The 18060-nt window shown below is 51.0% G+C and carries 20 protein-coding genes and 1 tRNA gene; 2 read left to right on the forward strand and 19 right to left on the reverse strand.

Annotation, left to right across the window (positions count from 1 at the left end; all coding sequences use genetic code 11):
* Positions 1-447 precede the first annotated feature (447 nt).
* From IPG22_22130 to kdsB, 11 genes are all read right to left on the reverse strand, one after another.
* A tRNA-Gly gene (locus IPG22_22130) sits at positions 448-522 on the reverse strand.
* A gap of 37 nt (positions 523-559) precedes the next feature.
* Complete coding sequence (locus tag IPG22_22135; protein ID MBK6590968.1) at positions 560-1072, reverse strand: HAD hydrolase family protein; 513 nt, start codon at positions 1070-1072, stop codon at positions 560-562.
* 30 nt (positions 1073-1102) lie between these two features.
* The gene (locus IPG22_22140) at positions 1103-1585 is read right to left on the reverse strand and encodes a hypothetical protein (protein ID MBK6590969.1); all 483 of its coding nucleotides are present in this window, start codon (positions 1583-1585) and stop codon (positions 1103-1105) included.
* Between the two features lie 6 nt (positions 1586-1591).
* Positions 1592-3853: a hypothetical protein gene (locus tag IPG22_22145; protein ID MBK6590970.1), complete on the reverse strand. Its 2262-nt coding sequence runs from the start codon at positions 3851-3853 to the stop codon at positions 1592-1594.
* 13 nt (positions 3854-3866) lie between these two features.
* Entirely contained in the window at positions 3867-4688 is an 822-nt protein-coding gene (gene kdsA, locus IPG22_22150; GenBank protein MBK6590971.1) for a 3-deoxy-8-phosphooctulonate synthase, read from the reverse strand.
* 48 nt (positions 4689-4736) lie between these two features.
* Positions 4737-5717: a polysaccharide deacetylase family protein gene (locus tag IPG22_22155; GenBank protein MBK6590972.1), complete on the reverse strand. Its 981-nt coding sequence runs from the start codon at positions 5715-5717 to the stop codon at positions 4737-4739.
* Positions 5714-6502 (reverse strand): hypothetical protein, encoded by a 789-nt coding sequence (locus tag IPG22_22160; GenBank protein MBK6590973.1) that lies wholly within the window; start codon positions 6500-6502, stop codon positions 5714-5716. The genes IPG22_22155 and IPG22_22160 overlap by 4 nt, the downstream gene beginning before the upstream one ends.
* A 52-nt stretch (positions 6503-6554) precedes the next feature.
* Positions 6555-8255 carry a CTP synthase gene (locus IPG22_22165; protein MBK6590974.1) on the reverse strand — a complete coding sequence of 567 codons (1701 nt, stop codon included), beginning with the start codon at positions 8253-8255 and terminating at the stop codon, positions 6555-6557.
* Positions 8256-8263: 8 nt separating this feature from the next.
* Positions 8264-8683, reverse strand: a complete 420-nt coding sequence (locus tag IPG22_22170; protein ID MBK6590975.1) for a hypothetical protein — start codon at positions 8681-8683, stop codon at positions 8264-8266.
* A complete protein-coding gene (locus tag IPG22_22175; protein ID MBK6590976.1) occupies positions 8680-8967 on the reverse strand; it encodes a hypothetical protein in 288 nt (95 codons plus the stop codon). The genes IPG22_22170 and IPG22_22175 overlap by 4 nt, the downstream gene beginning before the upstream one ends.
* A complete protein-coding gene (gene kdsB / locus IPG22_22180) occupies positions 8960-9769 on the reverse strand; it encodes a 3-deoxy-manno-octulosonate cytidylyltransferase (GenBank protein ID MBK6590977.1) in 810 nt (269 codons plus the stop codon). Before kdsB ends, IPG22_22175 begins: the two co-directional genes overlap by 8 nt.
* An 89-nt stretch (positions 9770-9858) precedes the next feature.
* On the opposite strand from kdsB, the gene IPG22_22185 reads away from it, so the two are divergent.
* Positions 9859-10740: a CPBP family intramembrane metalloprotease gene (locus IPG22_22185; protein ID MBK6590978.1), complete on the forward strand. Its 882-nt coding sequence runs from the start codon at positions 9859-9861 to the stop codon at positions 10738-10740.
* Between the two features lie 50 nt (positions 10741-10790).
* Here the strand turns inward: IPG22_22185 and IPG22_22190 are convergent, their stop codons facing one another.
* A complete protein-coding gene (locus IPG22_22190; GenBank protein ID MBK6590979.1) occupies positions 10791-12029 on the reverse strand; it encodes a FecR domain-containing protein in 1239 nt (412 codons plus the stop codon).
* 199 nt (positions 12030-12228) lie between these two features.
* Here IPG22_22190 and IPG22_22195 point away from each other — a divergent pair, with 199 nt between their 5' ends.
* Positions 12229-12486 (forward strand): hypothetical protein, encoded by a 258-nt coding sequence (locus IPG22_22195; GenBank protein ID MBK6590980.1) that lies wholly within the window; start codon positions 12229-12231, stop codon positions 12484-12486.
* Between the two features lie 67 nt (positions 12487-12553).
* On the opposite strand, the gene IPG22_22200 is transcribed toward IPG22_22195, so the two are convergent.
* The 7 genes from IPG22_22200 to sucD all read right to left on the reverse strand — a co-directional run bounded on the left by IPG22_22200 (position 12554) and on the right by sucD (position 17927).
* Entirely contained in the window at positions 12554-13840 is a 1287-nt protein-coding gene (locus IPG22_22200; GenBank protein MBK6590981.1) for a SpoIIE family protein phosphatase, read from the reverse strand.
* A gap of 32 nt (positions 13841-13872) precedes the next feature.
* Positions 13873-14478, reverse strand: coding sequence for an ImmA/IrrE family metallo-endopeptidase (locus tag IPG22_22205; protein ID MBK6590982.1), 606 nt, complete (start codon positions 14476-14478; stop codon positions 13873-13875).
* Between the two features lie 77 nt (positions 14479-14555).
* Positions 14556-15077 (reverse strand): NADH-quinone oxidoreductase subunit I, encoded by a 522-nt coding sequence (locus IPG22_22210; GenBank protein MBK6590983.1) that lies wholly within the window; start codon positions 15075-15077, stop codon positions 14556-14558.
* Between the two features lie 3 nt (positions 15078-15080).
* Positions 15081-16094, reverse strand: coding sequence for a DUF4190 domain-containing protein (locus IPG22_22215; protein MBK6590984.1), 1014 nt, complete (start codon positions 16092-16094; stop codon positions 15081-15083).
* A 139-nt stretch (positions 16095-16233) separates the two neighbouring features.
* The gene (gene ndk / locus IPG22_22220) at positions 16234-16650 is read right to left on the reverse strand and encodes a nucleoside-diphosphate kinase (GenBank protein ID MBK6590985.1); all 417 of its coding nucleotides are present in this window, start codon (positions 16648-16650) and stop codon (positions 16234-16236) included.
* Between the two features lie 18 nt (positions 16651-16668).
* Positions 16669-17049 carry an acyl-CoA thioesterase gene (locus tag IPG22_22225; GenBank protein MBK6590986.1) on the reverse strand — a complete coding sequence of 127 codons (381 nt, stop codon included), beginning with the start codon at positions 17047-17049 and terminating at the stop codon, positions 16669-16671.
* An 8-nt stretch (positions 17050-17057) separates the two neighbouring features.
* A complete protein-coding gene (sucD, locus tag IPG22_22230) occupies positions 17058-17927 on the reverse strand; it encodes a succinate--CoA ligase subunit alpha (GenBank protein MBK6590987.1) in 870 nt (289 codons plus the stop codon).
* Between the last annotated feature and the right edge of the window lie 133 nt (positions 17928-18060).

Genomic DNA, 18060 nt, shown 5'->3' on the forward strand with positions numbered 1-18060 from the left:
TCCCCTTAAAACATCACCAGGGGCGAAACTTTTGATTATACAGAAGCTATGCTGTATGTCAACCCAAGAGTGAAAGTTTTTAACTTTCTTAGCTTGCGGCGAACCGCTTACTCTCTGGGGCAATTAATGATTCTCTATGTTTTGCTTTTCTTTGTCAAGCGGCCTCAGTTGTTTTTAACAAGTTCGGCATCCGATCTCTATAACAACGTTCAGCAGCAAAAGATCTGCATCACTAGAACCATAAATTCAAAGACCATCTTTTCGGTTTTTGGAGCGAAATAAATTCCCTTCAATTACTTGAAGGGAACGTTTTCTTTCCTGAAAAGCTTTGCTCGTTCTCTCGAGCAAACTAAGATACTAACACCATCTTACAGAATGTAAAGTCGCGAAGTGATTTTTCTTGTAGCTCGCTCGGGATTTGTTTGAAAAGTTCGAGAAAACCAGTACTGGAGCGGGCGACGAGGATCGAACTCGCAACTTTCAGCTTGGGAAGCTGACACTCTACCATTGAGTTACGCCCGCTCTTTGCCATCAGAATACACGAACTTCCAAGTTCGATTCAAGTATTTTTTGAGGCAAGGATCAGATCGATAACTTCGCGAACAGCTCCGTGGCCGCCGTTCTGCCGAGTGGTGAAGTGGGCGGCAGCCTTTACGGTCTCGTGGGCGTCGGCGACCGCGACGGCAAGCCCGACAAAAGCGAAAACCTCACTATCTGGCGTATCATCGCCGATAAATGCTACTTCTTCGCGTAGAACGCCGGCGGCAAGGATCAATTCATTTAGGGCAGATACCTTTTCTTTTCGTCCCTGATAGACGAATTCAATACCGAGTTCTTTTGCCCGCAGCTCAACGATCGGCGAGTTTCGTCCGGAGATGATGCCCGACCGGTTACCCGCTTTGTGCCAATCGACGATCCCCTGCCCGTCGCGGACACTAAAGACCTTAAGCTCCTCGCCCGAGGCAGCATAAAAAAGACGGCCGTCCGTTAAGACGCCGTCGCAGTCCATGATAATGAGCGAGATCCGCTTTGCTTTACCGACCAGTTCCGATTCAGTTAGGTTTATTGCCATTTAGCTTACAGTTCCCAAACGCATCAAGACTCAGGGTTTTCGATCGAAGATTAGCTTTCGAACTACGATTGGGTCACCGTATCCGCCCTCCATCTTTGCGGAAAGCTCGTACGTCAAGGTTTTCCCGTCTTTAGAAATGCGATAGACCTCTACATTCTCGGTAGCTCTCGAAGGACTAACCATCGGAGACGACATGAAGAACGAGCGAATCAAGTTGTTGCCTTCCCATTTGGTTTTCGATCTCGTACTCCTTATGCCGTAAATGTCGTTAGACTCGCCTTTGCCATTAGTGAGCAACTTCAATTCTGCTTCACCCTTTATGGACGACCGGCGAATCTTCATTACGTCCGCGTCAATGGAAATGGTCCAAACGGTTCCAGCGACATAATCCTTGGTCGGAGTTTTCTTGGCATTAAGTTGCCATTCGCCCGCGATGTCGGCACGAGCCTGCTGAGCCGATCCGGCGATGGAGCAGAGAAACAGCAGTCCAACTACCAATATGGTTTTAATCATCGCACTTCATCGAACCTCGAACATATCGACCGCCGATAATCTCCACCCTGATCCCACCTTTTTCAGCCGATACACGGCGATCCCGGTTTCGATTTCCTTATTTAGTAGTTTGATCGTCATGTTGGCCTCTACCAGCACCGTATTGGCATCAATGCGGTCGATCTGACGCACCTGGGTCTGCCATTGCTCGGTTGAGCCTGAGATGCCGCTGATAAAGCGTGTAACCTCTCCAGGCATCGCCAGAGCCTCAGTCTCGGCTTTACGGTTTGAAGCGGCAGCTTTGTCGAAATCAGCGAAGAATGCCTTCACGCTGGCATCTCCGGTGGAAGACACACCGAGCTTACTTCGAAGATTGCGCGCCGCGAAGCTCGCACCATACTCGGCATCGATCGCGATCGCCGTCTCGGCATATTTGATCGCAGATTCATTCTGATTTGCCTTGGCAGCGACCTCAGCAAGGCCGACGTTCGCCCACGCCAGGCTTCGTGCGGTCGGAAGTTTCTCGTCTAAGACTGTCTTGAACTCCTTCTCGGCCTCGGTCGTTTTTCCCTCGGCAAGCAGCGTTCTTCCTAATAAGACCCGCAGATCGTCCAGCCGAGGCATATCACGAAGCAGCGTCCGAGCTGTCGTTTCAGCAGTCGCGAATCCCTGAGCGTCCTGTTTATCGAACGCCCTTTTTACAGCTAGGAGCGGATCACTCTCAGTGGACTCTCTGGGCGAGATATCATCATAATAATCAAGCTGCGGATAAAGCTTTTCGGCGTCGATCTCGACTCGTACGATATTTTCGCTGGTCTTAAATATGACGTCGCCATAGCTTGTCGCTCTCAGCGATGTCGGCGAAACTATCTTCTGCCCGCTCGCCGTAGTTGCAACAACGTCAACAGTAATGTCCGTCGAACCAGTGTTGCGAACCGCGACCTTGACCTGTCCCGCCTCGTTTTGGGGCAATCCGACCATCAAATTCATCTCGGTGATCTGATCGAACAGCAGATCGATCACTTCTTTTTGAGAAGAAAATGCCGCGCGGAGCTCACCGACCGTCAATTCCCCGTCCTGGCTGTTCTTACGCAGAGAATCGGCAAATTCACTCGCTCCGACACGTTTAGCGATGATCCGCCAAGCCATCGCCCCTTTGTTTGCGACGACCGGATAATAATAATCGTCGATCGGGGCAACGGTGGTCATCGGGGCGTCACGTTTCGAAACTGCCGAATAAGCGGTTCTCTGCCTGAGGCGTTCGATATCACCAATGTCTTTGCCGTATCTGCTCTCGATAAACTGAGTTGCGATGTACCGCGAAAGGCCTTCGCTAACGATTCCATGACCTTCGCCGCTGACCGCGACCGCATTCCCGAGCCAGAGCTTCGTCACCGCCTCGGCAATATTCATTGCCGTCAGCGAATCTATCTTCGAACGGCGAAAAAGCGCTTCGTCAACCAAGACGGTTCCACCGCTCCCGAAACCTGCTCCGCGCCGAACGGCGACGATCCTCGACGGTACGTCCGGTGTTTTTCCGAGCATTCCGGCAACAAACGTCTTGGCGTCCGAATATAAGGCGGCGAGTTCTGCCGCCCGTTTCTGGCCATCCGGCCCGGTTTCCTTCGGCATGTAGACCGAAACGCCTGACAAATTTGCGACATCCCACGAGCCCGCGATAAAAAACGGCTGTACCTTTAACCTCTGATCGAAAACTCCCGAGGCTTCGGTTCCGGACGAAACCGTAACTGCCCCGCCCGGACTAGTGACTTTGATCCGCGTAGGCGCCATGTCTGCTCCTCTTGGGAAAAACCAGCTGTTCGGCGTCGGATACCAATATGAAAGCGGCAAAAGCTGTGATGAACCCGCCGAAACCGACCCAACGGCTGTATTGTCCTTAAGCGTCAGCTTGTAATCGACCGAAACCGTCAGCAAACCGTCCGCCGGGACGGCTCCAAATCTGGTTTGGATCCTCTGGAGCGTTCCTACCGCGATCTTCTCTTCATTTTTGGCGAAATCAGCTGTAGCATCGTTCAACTTTACCGCCGTGACCTCAGCCAAAGGCGAAATACGAAGTGTAAGTGTCGACGCCGGGCCGCGAGAGATATTCTTGACCCTCAACACCGCTTTCGCCGTAACGACCCGGGCATTCTCCTGCGGCAGCGTGACATCGATGTCATATTTCTGCACCTGCCAGGTGGCCGGGGCAGTACGAGCCGTATCCTGAGCAAGGGCCGTAAGTTGAAAACTGAAAATTAAAGCGAGTATCGCGAAATAGTATTGTTTCATGAGCGTCTTTGGTTTAGTCAACGATCTCGTGTATCTGTTTCAGTTTAGAAAGTAATTTTTCCAATCTGGCGAGCGGCAACTGGTTCGGGCCATCGCTCGGCGCCTTTGCGGGATCGTCGTGGACTTCCATAAAAACAGCATCCACACCGCAGGCAACACCTGCACGAGCAAAGTTTTCGATGTATTGCCCCTGTCCGTCCGTTGCCTTGCCAAGTCCACCGGGAAGTTGCAGCGAGTGCGTTACGTCAAAGACGACCGGCACCCCGAAAGACCGCATGATCGGAAATGAGCGAAGATCGACGACCAGATTATTGTATCCAAAACTCGCTCCACGTTCGGTCAGAAGGATCTTTTCGCATCCTGCTTCGCTCAGCTTGTCGACAATATTTTTAGCATCCCACGGAGCCAGAAACTGTCCTTTCTTAACATTCACAGCCTTGCCCGTTTTTGCGGAAGCAACTAAAAGATCAGTCTGACGGCACAAAAACGCCGGGATTTGAAGCATATCTACAAACTCCGCCGCCCTTTCCGCCTGCCACGGCTCATGCACGTCCGTAATCACCGGAACACCGATCTCATCCCTGACCTGAGCCAAAACCTCAAGGCCAAATTCCATCCCGCCACCGCGAAAGCTCTCGATCGAACTCCGATTTGCTTTATCGAAAGAAGATTTATAAACAAAATCAACGCCCGTGCGGGAGCAAATATCCTTGATCTCCTGCGCCATAAAAAGAGCGTGTTTCGACGACTCGACCACACAGGGCCCGAGGATGAACGTTAGCTTCCCGCCGCCAAAGGCGACACCCCCTACTCTAAAAGAACCGTTGGTTGCCATTGAGGATATGATAACCGAGAAATGCGGAAGTAATGAAATGGCAAGGAACTATCGGTATTTCGCTTTGAACGCGTCAAACCCGCTCGTCGATTGGATCAATCGTTCTATCTGAGGCTCGGCGTCGATCCTTGGAAACAGGAATCGATCATCCGAGCTTTCGCAAATGCGGATCTCAGTCGTCACGGCAGACGCGTAGCCGGCTTTTTCAGCGGCATCGCGTTCACGCCGGGAAACGTTTCCGTTGGGGTAGCAGAAGTGGAGTTTGTCGGTTTGTAGATGGTCTTGCAGGATCGTCCGCGACGTTGCGAGTTCGTCAGACAAGGTATCGCCATCAACATTGGTTAGGATCGGATGACTTACCGTGTGAGAACCGATCTCGATCCCAGCAGATGACATCTCTTTTGCCTGATCCCAGGAGATCGGGCCGAATTCGGAGTGCGGCATATCGTCGAGCTGAACATAAAGCGATTTGGCCAACTCCGTCAAAACTAAGTCTTTCTCAAGATCCGGCAGCTTTTTTAGTTCGGAATTTATCTTACCGGCAAGCTCCAGCCGCGAATTGCGATCGCCGAGCTTTTCATCGAATGTCCTTGTGCCGATCGTAGCGGACAAACGCTCCGACTTCGTCGCTGTCAACAAATATCGGGCTTTATCCGTCCAGATCCAGCATTTTTCGTCTAGGAAACCGGTCACCACGTAAAGCGTTGCGGGAACACTAAATTTCTTCAAAACCGGAAAGGCTACGTCGAAAAAGTCTTGATAACCATCATCTATGGTGAGTACGACGGAGCGATTCGGCAAATTGCCCTCTTTGAAATACCTCACCGCATCGCTAAGTGAGATGATTTTGTAGTGGCGTGTTAGATATTTTAGGTGTGTCTCGAATGTCTTAAGCGAAGTCTTGCCCCATTCCTCGCCTTCGCTGAAGCGATGGTACATCAGTATCGGCAGTTTCGAGCGGTTGATGAACCGAAACAGTGAAAAGACGTCTGCTCCGACGAGTAAATTGAGTGCCGCCTGTTTGATCAAGCCTTCCTCCTCGCCAAACGTCGCCGCATTTCGTCTTTCTCGCTTTTTATCGGCAAACGATATCGTTTACCGAGCGTCGTGTCCTGAGCGATTCGCGGAAATTCTCCGCTCGCGATCATCGCGGCCGCCTCCGCGACCATTTCCGCACAATCTTTTCGCAGTTCTAGTCGATAATCATCGATGAATGCCTGAAAGTCATCGCCGTATCCAAAGTCATAAGCGAGCGGCACTGTTTTCTGCAAGACGATGTCGCCCGTATCGACCTTCGAAGCCACAAAATGAACCGTCAGCCCGACCTCTTTCTCATCATTAAACAATTCCCAAAAAACAGGTGGCCCGCCGCGATAAAACGGAGCGAGCCCTTGGTGAAGGTTGATAGAACCAAGCCTCGGAATGCCGAAAACTGATTCTTTTATGATGTTTGTACCGAAAACGATGCCGAGATCCGCGTTTCCGTTACGGATCTTCTCTAGCGAATCATCTGAATGATAATCGTCCAAAACTTGAACCGGAACACCGAGACTCTTCGCGGCCTCCGCTGTCGGATTTCCTTTGGTTGGCGATTCTTCGACTGTTCTGTTCTTTCCCACCAATTTATCGCCGAATTTCTTTATCGTTTCAAAATAACCGTCGTATTTGATCGAGCGCTTCAACTTTTCCTTGAAAGACCGCTCCGGCGTCTGTTTTGACTCGATAAAAACTCCAACGAGTTCGAGATCAGGCTTAGAGCAGATCTCTTTTATGACAAGTTCGGCACCGCCGTGTGTTAGAAGAATTACACGCATCACAGGTCATGACAAACGATGAACAGTGTTTAACTTCCACAAATTACTCGACTTATTCCTCGGTGCCAATCTCAACATGTTCGGGTAATTCGAGATGTTTATCACTTACGACATCATGTTCCAGGTTTTCGCTTCGCATGCGGTTTTTCCATGCGGCCTCTACAAACGAGACGAACAACGGATGTGCCGCGAGAGGCTTTGATTTGTATTCGGGATGGAACTGGCATGCGACGAAGTACGGGTGCGTCTCGCGAGGCAACTCGACCATCTCGACAAATTTGCCGTCAGGCGAGATGCCGCTGAAGATGAGGCCTTCGCGTTCGAGGGCCTGCCTATATTCGGGATTGAATTCGTATCTGTGCCGATGCCGTTCACCGATCTCGGCCGCACCGTGATAGATCTCGCTGACCAACGAGCCTTCTTTAAGTAAACATGGATAACTTCCTAGACGCATCGTGCCGCCGAGTTCATCGACGTCAACGAGATCGCGCAGTTTGAAGATGACCGGAAACGGAGTTTCCTCGTTAAATTCAGTCGAATCAGCATCCCTTAGACCACAAACGCTCCGAGCAAACTCGATACAAGCCGTCTGCATTCCCAAACAGATGCCGAAATACGGCGTTCCCGACTTACGAGCATATTTGATCGCCTTCAGCATTCCGGCGATGCCCCGTTTGCCGAATCCGCCGGGCACAAGTATCGCGTCAAAATCCTGCAATTCGTTTTCGTAATCTTCTTTAACCAGGTTTTCCGACTCGATCCACGCAACATTCACGCGAAGATTATTTGCTACACCAGCGTGCGTCAGGGCTTCACGCAGTGATTTATACGAGTCTTCGAGCTCTACATATTTACCAACGATCGCGATCTTCACCGAACCGCCGGATGGATCTTTGATCGTTGAGACCAGGTCGCGCCACCGTTTGAGGTCAGCGGTCGGGAATTGTTCCGTTAAATGCAGGTCCGAAATGATCAGGTCATCGAGGCCCTGCTCGCGAAATGCGAGAGGCACTTCGTAAATAGTTGGAACGTCGAGAGCCGAAATGACCGCATTTTCCTGAACATTACAAAACAATCCGATCTTTTTCCGCAGATCAGCCGGCAGAGGACGATCAGAGCGGCAAAGCAGAATGTCAGGCGAAATACCGATCTCCCGCAGTTCGCGAACGCTGTGCTGGGTTGGTTTGGTCTTCAGTTCGCCCGCTGCAGCTATATAGGGAACAAGCGTGACATGAATAAAGATCGCATTATTGCGGCCCTCCTCGTTACCCATCTGGCGGATCGCCTCAAGGAACGGCAACGATTCGATATCGCCGACCGTTCCGCCGATCTCTACGATCAGAATGTCCGGCTGGTGCATCTCGGCGACCTTTCGCACGGCCATTTTGATCTCGTCAGTGATGTGCGGGATGACCTGGATCGTTTTGCCTAAATAATCGCCGCGGCGTTCTTTTTCGATTACAGAGAGATAAATACGACCGCTCGTCCAGTTATTTGCCTGAGAAAGCTTGGCATTGGTGAACCGCTCATAATGCCCAAGGTCGAGATCGGTCTCGGCACCGTCGTCGGTCACGAAGACCTCGCCATGCTGAAACGGCGACATCGTGCCGGGGTCCACATTAATGTAAGGATCGAGCTTCATCATCTGAACGCTCAACCCGCGAGTCTCAAGCAGGCAGCCGATCGAACTGGCAGCCAAACCCTTCCCCAAACTCGAAACAACACCGCCAGTTACGAATATGTATTTAGTCATCTTCTCTCCTAATAGTTAACAGGTAGAACTTGATTTACTACCAATGCAATTACAACAGCGCTGATCGATCCCACGATGAATACCCAAAAACTAGTCTTGATGCTATGAATGTAGGTGTCGGGAGCTCCGATTTCCGCAAGCTTTCGAACATTCAAGATCAATTTCGCAATGAGGTACAAGCAAAAAGCGATAGCATAAATAACTGAGATCTGGAAATTATATTTGGGCCAAAGATATAACGCGACTAGAAAGATTATGACGACCCCAAAAACGATCATCGAATAATTCACATTCCTTTTTGGAAAAACCTCAGCGATCTTCAGTTTCGTTTGATCATCGAGTTTTGCAGACGCATTAACTGCCAGTTTCTGGCTAAGAATTATGGAACCGAGAAAAACAACTGCACCCACAATTATTGATAAATTCATTCGCTCGATTCTCCTTGCTCTGCTGAATTGGCTTTCCCTTCCCGCTTCTTCTTCTGAAAACGCCCTTCCTTCATCTGAACGATGACTTCCTTTGCCTTCGCTTCCGGAGGATTCATCAGTTCGTTCAACGCATTCATTGAGGCTCCGAGCATCGTTATGCCTTCGGCTGCGTTTCGTTCGAATTCTTCCGCCGTTCGTTTCTGCGGTTTACTCAGAACCTTCAGCCCGACCGCAATTCCGACGATCAGGACGACAAAGAATCCAAGTCCGATCCAATCACCCACGAGCCTCCACGATTCGCCTGACACGCTCCAGATCTTCGATGGTGTCAACGCCGATAGAGCTTTCGGTAACATCAACAACTCTGATCTTCGCACCGTTCTCCAGGGCACGAAGCTGTTCAAGCATCTCAAACCGCTCAAGCCGCGTTTGCGGCATTTTTGTGAATTTTAATAGATAATCGCGGCGATAGACATACAATCCGGTGTGTTTTCGAAAGTTAGAAAGGAGTTCCGGCTCTTCCTCGATCGCCTGATTAGGATCACCGCCGTACCTCAGCGAAGCTTCCCGCGGCCAAGGCATCGGCGAACGCGAGAAATGTAACGCATAACCTTTATCGCCGACAACGACCTTTACGGCATTTCCATTCAGCAACTCCCACAGGCTGGTGATCGGCTCACAGGTCGTCGCCATATCAGCGAGCGGGTCTGAGATCAAAGCATTGACCGCAGCATCTATAACATCTGGCGAGATCAACGGCTCGTCGCCCTGAACATTTATAATTATTGAGGCTTCGGGCAAGCTCTCCGCAACCTCAGCCAGCCGGTCGCTGCCGGAATTATGATCCGTTGAGGTCAGCACGGCTTCACCGCCCGCATCACGAATGACGTTCATAATTCGCTCATCATCTGTCGCTACGATCACACGCGATACCGACTTTGCCTTCGCCGCCTGACTTAACGTGTGTACTATCAATGGTTTGCCGCCGATATCAAGCAGCATTTTCCCCGGCAAACGCGTAGACGCGTACCGTGCGGGGACAATTGCGATCACATTTTGTAGGGGGTTTCTCCCGTGTAGTTCCACGGAATTCTAGGTTATCTCGTATTTCTATAAAGTTCAAGAACGAAAAGTCGAACTTGGAAGAAGTGCCGCGTTTGGCTACACTCGAACGAGTGGAAATTCAAGCAGAATACAGTGAAGGCACACCTACCGCGCCGTCTATCAATCCGGATTTTTCGACCGCATCATCGTCGGATGTAGAAACCGGCCAGACCGGGAGACGGTTCGTCATTGCGGCACTAGCCGTTATGACTTGGGCGGTAAGCGTCGCCTTCATAGCATTCATCCCTGCATTTTTCTTATATCCATACATTGCGTCAAAGGGGATATCGCTCTCGGACACCGGCCAGATAGTCGAGTTCGCGAAGAACGACCCCGATGCGATCTTCCTTCAGATCATCGCCATTATACCGGCCCATATCCTAACCATTTTAATGGCGTGGATCGTTGTTTCGCAGGGTCGAAGATATAAGCTTCTCAAGACGCTAGGTTGGGAAAAAGGCGGCGTACGCTGGTGGCACTACGGCTTCATTCTCGGGGCATTTCTAATTGTTGCGGCCGTGGTCGGGTCCTTTTTTCCCGAACAAGAAAATGACCTGCTCCGTATTTTGCGCAGCTCTCGCTCGGCTGTTTACATAATCGCCTTTGTTGCGACATTTTCTGCTCCATTTATCGAAGAGGTGATATATCGAGGAGTTTTGTTTTCAGCATTTCAAAAAGCGTTCGGCGTGGCAGCGTCGTTCGTGCTCGTAACGATCCTGTTCGCTCTCGTTCACGTGCCCCAGTACTATCCAAGCTACTCGACTATATTCCTGCTGACCCTGCTAAGCTTGACGCTCACAGGTGTGCGAGTCTTCTCAAACAATATACTTCCGTGCATCATACTGCACACCCTTTTCAATGGGTTCCAATCCGTGATCCTGATAATAGAGCCCTTTCTTAGACCAACCGAACAAACAACTCCCGCCGCCATTTTTGACACATTTATCAAATAAAAAAGCACGAAGCGAACTCCGTGCTTTCCAAGGATCAGTTGTTCCTCTTTCTAGTTATCCCGTGTGCTGACTTTTGTCGCAGGCGGTGGCGGAGGCGGAGAAGAAACCGGAGGCGAATACGACGGAACCGAATACGATGGCGTCGAGCGGTCGGCCGGGAAATCCGACCCCTTCGTATCAATTCTTCCGCCACCAAAACCAACTCCAACGTCGCTGCCGCGTCCGACTTTGGTAAACGGCGGCGGTTCGTACGAGTTTCGCTCAGTCGAACGTGTCGATATCTTACTCGAACCGTCATCAGAACCGCTTCCTCCTGGATTTCGGGTTGATACCTTGCCCGAGCCGCCGCCGGGGTTATCAACTCTCGGAGTACGGGTCGAGACTTTTCCCGAAGGAACATATCCGCCGCCTCCTATAGGATTATAGAAGCCCGGCCAATATGGATAAATGCCATTTCCGTACCAGCCGCCATAAGGTGATCGCCATCCGTTACCGAAAGGCAAGAAGCAATAACCGCCGAAAGCTGCATCATAGACCCAAAGCCCAAAGGAATCGTACATTCCCCATGCTCCGCGACGGAAGCCATTCAAAAGCGAATTGCTCAACAATGTCCCGTTGAGAGCAGAGTTCATTTTTGTTAGATCTTTCGAACGCTGTCTGCTCCATTCTGCAAGCTCGTCACGTTTGTCTTTATCGAATTTCGCGATCGCGACCGTGTCGGTTCCGACTGAGCCGGTACGACCGTCTTTAACGATCGTGGCGATCGTTTCGCCAACCTCAGCCTTTCCTTTCGTTACCGAAAGCATAGCCGTTCCATCGGTTGATACATCAACCCGATAGATACCGGTGTCGATCAGAGCGACCTTACCTTTCGGAGTGAAAACCGATACGCGGAATTCGTCATCGGCAAACACCTCGAATATCGCGCTTCCAGAATCGAGTCGAATCTGAAGATCCTCGAGATCGGTCGTGCCAAATTCGAACGAGGAGTTTTTTCCTAAACGGATGAAAGATCCCGGATTTAGCAGCACTTCAGCCTTACCGTCCGTACCCGTGGTAACGCGGTCACCGACCTCGACCACATCACGCTTGAGTAAAACACCGCTCTTGCCGGCAGCCCTGATGATCGATACGGCACCCTCGACGTAATTTACTGCTCCGGCCCTTGCAGAGATAACAAATTTGTCAGCGGCAGGAATATTCCGTCGCGAATCCTGCGCTAGCACACCTGAAGACACACAAAGTCCTACTACGACTGCGAGAATCGCGTGCAAATTGGTACGTTTCATTCTACTTTTCTCCTTGGGAAGAGCCTTTATCTATTGAAGTTTAATCTGAAACCCTGTAAAACACAACCTATTTGTGCCAGGAACGCGAATTCTTATTCCCGAAAAAATGTAAAGAACACTGAACAACCTTTTTCCGAATTTCGTTATCTAATCAGATGCGTCCGGTAGATGTCGAGATGCATACAAGGCGGGTTAATTTATGGCGACTTTTAAAGATCCAGATCTATGTTTCGCACCGCTTGAGGTAATTGAGCGGCTTTTACAAATAAGAAAAGAACTGGGCTTCAGCGAGACCGTTTATATCGATCGTTCCGAGGAACTGACCGATTTTCTCGATGCCTACGGGTTTGATATTTATGCTTTCTCAACCGACAATGACAAGATAGATTACGGCCATTATTCAACTCCGGTCGTTCCCGGTGGAGACAATCTCCATTGCTCATTCACAGCCCACTAGGCCGTTTACAATTTCCTGACAACTGAAGTAACGCTCATGAGGCAAAGGCACTGACTTTGCCTCATTTTTAATTTGCCTTGATGATAAATAGCGTGCCGTCGTCATCCAGGAATTTCCGCTCGGTAAAATCATCAACCCCCTTCCGAATGTGGTCGATCAGTTTTTTCGCGGACAGGTTAAAGCCGTCGAGAACCCTTTTCGCAAGCCTTTCCTGGCCATACTCTTCGCCTGTCGGATTCGTAGCCTCTGTAATTCCATCGGTGTAGATCACCATGATCTCGCCCGGCTCAAACCTAATAAAATGCTGATGATAGTGCAGATCGTCAAACATTCCTAAGGCCATATCGCCATATTCTACGTAGCGATACTCACCGCTTGGTTTGATAAGGAGAGGCGGGTTGTGGCCGGCGTTTGAGAATACAAATGATTTGTTGGTCGAATCCAGTATGCCGTAGATCGCCGTGATAAACTTATTGTCCTCGATCGACCCGCGAAGCAGGCTGCTGACCTTAGAGAAAGCAATATGCGGGGCATATCCGATCTGAGCGCAGGACCGTAGAGACGCCCTCAGGAACGCCATAAGCAAGGCTGCCGGAATTCCTTTCCCGACGGCATCGGCTACGACGATGCCTATCTGATCCTGAAAAACCTGAACCCAATCATAGTAGTCGCCGGACACTTCTTCTGTTGGAAATACGTAAGCGCTGATATCGAAATTCTCGACCACCGGATCATTCGAAGGCAAGAGTTCTAACTGCACTTGCCGTGCGATCTCAAGCTGGGCCTGCAGCCGTTTCTTCTGAACGACCTGCTCGTGCAGCCAGACCTTCTCGATAATTATCGCAACCTGAGACGTCAATAACTGCAAAACTGCGAGATCATCATCCGAATACGCGTCCAAATGGTCGCTTTCAAGATCGAACACTCCGATCACGCGGTCGTTTGAGATTATCGGCGCCAACATTTCCGATCTTGTTAGCTCTCGAGCCGCAAAATACCTCGGATCTTTACTCACATCGTGGCAAATGATCGGCTTACCTGACTGTGCGACTGTTCCCAGAAATCCTTCGCCCATCTTTAAACGCGGCTCTATCAGCTCAAAACTGATCTGATATCCGCGGATCGCTTTCGATCTGAATATATACGGACTGCCGTCAATGGGGCTGAACTCGATCAGATATATTCCTGCCGCGTCATATGGCAGGAGCGAGCCAAGTGTATCCATCACAAGATTTAAGACCTCATCTAGATCGAGCGAGCGGCTGATCGTCTTTGTGATCTCGAGGAGCATCCGCAGTTTATCGACCGTGGAGAGCTTTTTTTCGGGAAAAGGATTTTGTACTGGATTATCCATGGCGGAGTTTGATAAACGCTAATTATACACGGTTAGTCGCCAAAAACACTCGCCGCATATAAGTCCCAAAGCCGGGACACTTTGATCCGGAACTCAACCAACGCCGGACTTACGCCAAAATGTCTTGCGATCTCACGAATCGTCTTGCCCTCGCTGACCATGCGCTTAAGAGCCGTGAACGGAACCAGGGCGGCCGTTCCGGTCGAATAGGCCTCTTCCTCGATCGCGTGATTATAATCGCGGGCAATTATCTTACCGTCCCTCGTCTTGTTCTCTATCGCTAAGCGGCTGGGCTTGTGGCCGAGGAAAACATGGCAGACTTCTTCCATCAGCGTCGCGTTCTGCCGCGTCTTTGGATGTGTCGGATTTAGAATGATGAGCTTAGATCCATCGGGCAGCGTATGGGACGCCGCACCGCCTGACCATGAATCCTTGCCAGTGCCGATCAAATGAGCCTTCGTTTCCTCAGTCAGAAGCGGTTCGATCTGATCGAAAGACGCAACGATAAGGTTGGCAAAGCGAGCAAGAGCGAACGGATCCAAAGGCTGATCATCGCGTGTCAGCCCGGCAAATTCCCGAAGCCCACGCGCCCGTATCTCATGGTGTCTTCCCTTCTGTGTTGGGGGTAGTTCTTCCAATGTCGCCATGCCAATTTGTAAAGCCCGCTCAAGAGAACGGGCTTTTTCGCATTCAAAATCGGGGGAAAAACGGCCGACTAAACTTCCTTATATTCAGAATCCACATCTTCGCCTGAGAGTGCGACCCGGTAATTCTTAGATTGCTTCTGCTTAGTTATAAGCAGATCATCCTTTGTTTTAAGTAGATCGGCCCGGTTGTAGACTGAAAGTTCAAAATTGTAGCCGTGAGTGATCGCGTCCTTCGGGCACGCTTCGACGCAGAAGCCGCAGAAAATACAGCGGCCATAATCAATGTTATAGACCTTTGCATACCGCTCGTCGCGGCCAACACGTTCGGCGTAGGGACGAGCGTCATCCTGGGCTTCTATGTAGATACATTCCGACGGGCATGCAGCAGCACAAAGGTAGCATGCAACGCATTTTTCTTTTCCGTTCTCGTCAACGTGCAGCAGGTGCTGACCTCGGTAACGCGGTTGAACGGTAATAGGCACGTCAGGATACTGTACCGTCCATTTTTGACGCGGTATCTCTGAAATGGTACGTTTCATACCCTTGAGAACCGCGACCGTTGACTGAAGTACTTCTGAAATTATTGACATACGTTAGAAATTAGGAATCGAAACCGCTCCCGAAAGAACAAGTATCCAGTATGCTCCACCGATCAGGAGACTCAAACCTCCCAAAATAATTCCCGCTAAAGCCAGGCCGCCCCCACCGAACTCATTAGGATTACTGCTAGCCTTGCCTCGGGCCATAAAACCGGTAATAACTGCCGCCACGCCTACCACGAACAAACTAGAGCAGCATAAGAAACTCAAAATTCCAAGCACTAACGAGACGATGGCGAGCGTTTTGTTCTGACCCGCCGCACCAGTCGGAGGCGGCTGAAAAGGTGTATTTGATCCGATCTCCTGGTTCTGCCAACTCGCTTCAGGAGCAGGCGGCGGAGTCCACTGCTCAATGGGTGCCGCGGCCGGAGCCGGTTCAAACGGCGATGTCGGAGGTGCCGGTTGATCGAACGGCGACTGAAATGACGGCTGGATCATCGTCGCAGCTTCGTCAAAGTTGATCTGTGCAGGCTCTTCGAAGGTGGACGGAGCAGCAGCGGGCTCTTGGAAAACCGGTGGCTCAGCTTCTGACGGTATACTTTCCGCCGCAAAAGGCGACGGTGGCGGTGCCGGCTCGAAAGGCGATGGCGGTGGATCGAGTGACGGAGCTGGTTCCGGAGCGATAAAGCTCGGCGGTGCCGGCTGCGAAACTTCCTCGATCGGCGGGATCTCCATGATGTCCGCATTACTCAAAGCCGACTGCATCTCGGCTTCAGAGACGTACATCGTCTTAAGAGGATCGCTCGACGGCAGGTCCAAGACATCATCGGGTTCGCCAATAGGGATCGAACCAACCGTGTGGTGGATCGCAGGATCCGGAGCGGTTTCTGCAACCAGTTCATCGGGCTCGGGTACAGGTTCGACCACTGGCTCCGCCGGGATCGGACGGGCAACTATGGTCGCATACGGATCAAAGGCCGGAGCGTCCTCTATCAGGGGCGTTCCGTCCACCTGGCAAAACCGCATCGAATCTTCAAATGTCTTTTCGCAAGTCGGGCACTTTTTCATAGTCTATCGTCCTTAAAATTATGTGGGTTGCAGAGTTACGGGTTTTGTAAAGCACTCTAACCAAACCGAGATCGAGAACTCAGCACTTAACAACTTCCAAACTTTCCCGTAACTTTCTGCAACCTTTATACTTTAACGGTTAAACTAATTCAAGTTTGCTGAAGAAATACGCGATCTCGATGGCCGCATTTTCTTCTGAATCCGAGCCGTGAACGGCGTTCTCGCCTATTGACGAGGCAAAGTCCTTTCTCAGAGTACCGTCAGCCGCTTCAGCCGGATTTGTCGCTCCCATCAGTTCACGCCAGGCCGGTACCGCATTCTCTTTTTCGAGAGCGAGAACGACGCACGGACCGCTCGACATGAATTCGGTCAGTTCGCCAAAGAACGGACGTGCGGAATGAACTGCGTAAAAACCCTCAGCCTGCTTTAGCGACTGATGGATAAGCTTCATCCCGCGGATCTTGAAACCAGCCGCCAAAATGCGGTCAACGATCTTGCCATGATTTCCGGCGCGAACTGCGTCGGGTTTGATAATTCCAAATGTTAAATTACTCATTACTATTTATACTTTCCCTTAAATAAATCGATCTATCAGATCTTGGCCGATCTTAGCCGGCCGATTCTTTTGGCGGTCGAACATGCACCAAAGCGTCCTTGCTTTCACGAGTGCCGCGTCACCGCGTCGCACCTCAGTAAACCGCTCGCATGTCACTGACGTCCATTCGCCCACCCACGTTTCGGCGGTAACTTCTTCCCCCGCGAACGCCGGTCGTTTGTAATCTATCTCGTGCCTGACGACGACCCAGATGAATCGCTCTTTATGTTCGTCTGTCGCCGCAGCATTCCAATGTGCGACCGCAATGTCTTGAACCCATTGCAAATAGGCGACGTTGTTCACGTGTCCAAGCTCGTCGATCTCGCCGTCTTTCACCGTGAACGAATGTGAAAAGCTCATGCGAATATCTATCGCAAAACGTCAACGATCGCCTGCCCAATATCCGCCGGCGACTGCACGACGCGAATTCCGGCTGCCGTCAAAGCCGCCATCTTCTCTGCCGCAGTTCCCTTTCCGCCCGAGATGATCGCACCGGCGTGGCCCATGCGGCGTCCCGGAGGTGCGGTTTGGCCGGCGATGAAGGCGACGATCGGTTTGGTTACGTGATCTTTTGCGTATGCCGCAGCATCTTCTTCCGCAGTTCCGCCGATCTCGCCGATCATGACGATCGCGTCGGTTTCATCGTCCTCCTGGAAGAGCCTAAGAGCGTCCGTGTGATTCGTACCAATGATCGGATCGCCGCCGATACCGATGGCGGTCGACTGGCCGAGTCCGAGAGCGGTCAATTGGCCGACAGCTTCATACGTTAACGTTCCCGAACGCGAAACGACGCCGATGCGGCCTTCTTTATGAATATGTCCGGGCATTATGCCGATCTTGCACTTTCCGGGCGAAATAATGCCGGGGCAATTCGGGCCGATCACGCGGGTATTGCGGTCGCGAAGGTATTCCTTCACCTTGACCATATCCGCAACCGGAATTCCCTCAGTAATGCAGACGACCAACGGAATTCCGGCATCGCCAGCTTCCATGATCGCGTCCGCAGCAAATGCAGGCGGTACGTAGATGACCGACGCATTCGCTCCGGTTTCATTGACCGCATCGGCGACGGTGTTAAAAACCGCAACGCCTTCGTGCGAGCTTCCGCCCTTGCCGGGCGTGACGCCGCCGACGATATTAGTGCCGTAATCACGCATTTGCAGCATGTGGAACGTGCCTTCTTTACCCGTAATTCCCTGAACGATCAGGCGTGTATTTTTATCGACTAAGACGCTCAATTTGAGTTCCTCTCTTTCGCGTTTGGATTAATAAACAAACTATAAATATAACACGCCGCCTCAAAAGTCGCACAATCGGAAGCGGTTGGCACCATGACTCGTCGCCGCCGTTCATATTTTTTTGAACAATCCG

Source organism: Acidobacteriota bacterium (assembly GCA_016703965.1).
Classification (GTDB): Bacteria; Acidobacteriota; Blastocatellia; order Pyrinomonadales; family Pyrinomonadaceae; genus OLB17.